Origin of the sequence: Lyngbya sp. CCY1209 (assembly GCF_035615495.1) — a bacterium.
Lineage (GTDB): Bacteria > Cyanobacteriota > Cyanobacteriia > Cyanobacteriales > Microcoleaceae > Limnospira.
The window spans coordinates 1-2836 of sequence record NZ_JAJENU010000280.1; the positions used below are offsets into that span (position 1 = coordinate 1).

Below are 2836 nucleotides of genomic sequence, written 5' to 3' on the forward strand. Positions count from 1 at the left end.
AAAACTCGGTTCGTTGTTGCGCTTTAGCGCTAAAGCGCAACAACGAAGGAAATCTAATGCACAGTTGTAGCCGAAACGGTCTAGTAGGGTGGGTTAGCGCCAGCGTAACCCACCGCCAACTGTGGGCCGAGGCGGTGCGTTACATTTCATTAACGCACCCTACTTTTGACTGTCATTTTTGTGGCCGAGGCGGTGTTGACATTTCATTGACGCACCCTACTTTTGACTGTGGGCCAAGTGCTTTGGCGTAGGGTGGGTTGGGCGGCTTCAACCCATGTGAAAGCCATCTAGAAATCCGCCGTAACCCACCGTTTAAGGTGTGTCATAACACCACAAAAAAATGACTATCGATTAGAAAGGAAATGGTGGGTTACGGCGCCGATGAAAAATTGTGGGTTTTTCTGAAACATGACTGCGGCGCCTAACCCACCCTACTGGACTCTGATTTCGACTACTCGTCGTCCCCGTCATGGGAACAAGTATTGGGATGATACCATTCATGGGGGAGAGCCTGGGTGGCGATCGCTTCTTCGCTCAGTTCGGCCAGAGCGGTGGGCAGTTGACCCGCCGGAACGCGATCGACGGGCTGCTGGGGGTTGGGAGAGATGTTTTTCTGGTTCATTGTAGTTTCCTCATTTGTTAGGTTTACGAGTCTCTAATCAAAAAGCCTTTAAAGCCTCTTAATTTTTGACTTTTGACTTTTGACTTTTGACTTTTGACTTCTGACTTGTTACGCCCAAATCCGCCCCCGGCGGAAGGCTTTGCTATTGGGTTCGGCGGTTTTGGCGTGCTCCCGGGCATAGCGCCACCAGTAGGAATAATCCTGTAGTCCCGTCATGGTGGTGGGGATGTAGGACTTCTGGGGTGCGGTTTCTTCGGGTTGGGGTGCGGATTTTTTCTTTGCCATTGTCTGAGTGGGTTGTGGGACAGGTTGAGGAACCGTCGCTCCTTCGAGTTTGAAATAGTCAATCCAGTGGGCGCCGTCCCCGGCTCCCCCGGCGGTGGTCAGGGTCAGGGTGTGTTCCCCGGCTTCCAACGCCGGCAGGGGGATTTGGTTTTGCTTGAGTTTGCCTTCCCCCACCCCCGCAATTTCCGCCAGGGGTTGCCCGTCGAGCAGGAGCGTGTCTGTTTCCGAGCCGAAAAAGTCGTAAAACAGGGTCAGATCTCCGGGGCCGTAGCTCTGAGCCAGGGTGAAGCAAATATTTAGTTTGTCGGTGGCAAACCACTGTTTGCGGCCGCGTTTGGGCTTGTTGGGCCGGCCGGGAACCAGCAACAGCGGCGGCAGTTTGGGGGCGCGGATGGGATCGGCATCTGCCCCCACGGTGTAGGTAAATTCAGCTTGCCAACCACCCGCCTGTACAAATTCTTTTCCCGCTTTACCGGGGTGGCCGATTTGCCAGAGGGTTTCGGTCTGTTCTGTCATGGTGGTGGATGTTTCCGTAAGTGCTTACAAGTCGGGAGGAAGTCGTTGACGCTTTAGAAATGGCGCCCGATGCCCCCAAAGCCACTCCAACCGGAATTCATGACCCGGTCGTAGCTGCGCGGGGCAAATACCGCCGGGTCGTTGTAGTTGGCGCCGTGCAATAAGTCCATGCGAATGTGTACCAAACTGTCGATACTGCCGTTTTCCACATCCACGGCGAGGGCCGGTTGGGTGAAATGGGGTCGTTTGACGGGGGCGGCTTGTTTGGGAAATGCCATTGTTTTTTTTAGGTAAGGTTTGCAGAATGGAACCGGGAGCGCGACCCTCGGGGGTCATCGTCTCCCCGTCCCCTATAGCGCTGCGCCCGGGAGTCGGGAGTCGGGAGTCGGGAAACAAGGGGCTTAAGCCTCTTGTTCTGACTCCATTTCAACTGTAACCAGGCGATCGCTCGTTGCTATAAATTTTATTCCTCGTCGCCGTCGTAGGAGGCGAGAGATTGCGATCGCAAACCGAATTCACTGGCGACAACGCTGGGGTTGGCGTCGGCACTGGGTTGGCCGGAGTGGATGCGATCGATGGGCCGGGTGGGGGTGGGTGCGATCGCTTTTTTATTCGTGGATTTGTTCATGGTAATGATCTCCTTTTTTCTGTTAGATGTAAGTGTCAGTAAACGCCTCAACAATAGCGATGCCGAAACGACAGAGAAATTTACAACCCGGATATGCCTACCACATCACAACGCGGTGCAACAATCGCGAGTTTAAGCTGAGTCGTCGAGCCTGTCGGGAGGTGTTTCTGTATGCCATCAAACGGGCGTTGAACAAGTTTAATTTCCGACTTTACGCCCTGTGCATTATGAGCAATCACGTCCATTACCTCATCGAACCGAAACAGCCGCAAGATTTGCCGAAAATCATGCACTTTCTCAATTGGTATACGGCGATGTGCTTTAACCGAATGCTCAACCGCACGGGACACTTTTGGGAAAAGCGCTACTTCGCCGAGGGGTTTCCGGCCAGCGACAAAGACCGGGCATTGAATACCCTGCGCTACATCCACGGCAATCCCAAAGCGGCGAAAATGCGATCGACCTTTTTCTATGAGTTCAGCAACTACGGCAGTTATGAAAAACTCACCGATGATGGCTTGACCCAGTGGCATCCGGCTTTTTTGCAGTTGGGGGCAACTTTGGAGGATTGCGCTCGAAAATATCGGGGATTTTGCAACCGCTACAAACCCAAAAGTAAACCCGCGAAAAAGTGTCATTGGGGCTCTCGGTTATTAGCCGGGATGAAAACCGAGGGGTCGGGTCGGGGGAAAGGAGAGGGGGCGAGGGGGAGAGGGGGTGAGGGGGTGAGAATCAATAATTCTCCCCGTCCCCCAGTCTCCCCCGTCTCCCCACCAGGGTGCCAG

General features: G+C 54.0%; 5 protein-coding genes. 1 reads left to right on the forward strand and 4 read right to left on the reverse strand.

All coding sequences use genetic code 11. From position 1 onward, the window contains the following. Window positions 1-451: 451 nt before the first annotated feature. From LKE08_RS08290 to LKE08_RS08305, 4 genes are all read right to left on the reverse strand, one after another. The gene (locus LKE08_RS08290; RefSeq protein WP_324703746.1) at window positions 452-622 is read right to left on the reverse strand and encodes a DUF5837 family cyanobactin class RiPP; all 171 of its coding nucleotides are present in this window, start codon (window positions 620-622) and stop codon (window positions 452-454) included. A gap of 108 nt (window positions 623-730) precedes the next feature. Further along, the gene (locus LKE08_RS08295) at window positions 731-1423 is read right to left on the reverse strand and encodes a cyanobactin biosynthesis PatC/TenC/TruC family protein (protein WP_324703747.1); all 693 of its coding nucleotides are present in this window, start codon (window positions 1421-1423) and stop codon (window positions 731-733) included. Between the two features lie 53 nt (window positions 1424-1476). Further along, a complete protein-coding gene (locus tag LKE08_RS08300) occupies window positions 1477-1701 on the reverse strand; it encodes a cyanobactin biosynthesis system PatB/AcyB/McaB family protein (protein ID WP_324703748.1) in 225 nt (74 codons plus the stop codon). Window positions 1702-1886: 185 nt separating this feature from the next. Further along, window positions 1887-2051 (reverse strand): microcyclamide/patellamide family RiPP, encoded by a 165-nt coding sequence (locus tag LKE08_RS08305; protein ID WP_324703749.1) that lies wholly within the window; start codon window positions 2049-2051, stop codon window positions 1887-1889. Between the two features lie 59 nt (window positions 2052-2110). Between LKE08_RS08305 and LKE08_RS08310 the strand changes: the two genes are divergently transcribed. Next, the coding region (locus LKE08_RS08310) for a transposase (RefSeq protein WP_324703750.1) at window positions 2111-2836 on the forward strand (726 nt) is incomplete at its 3' end.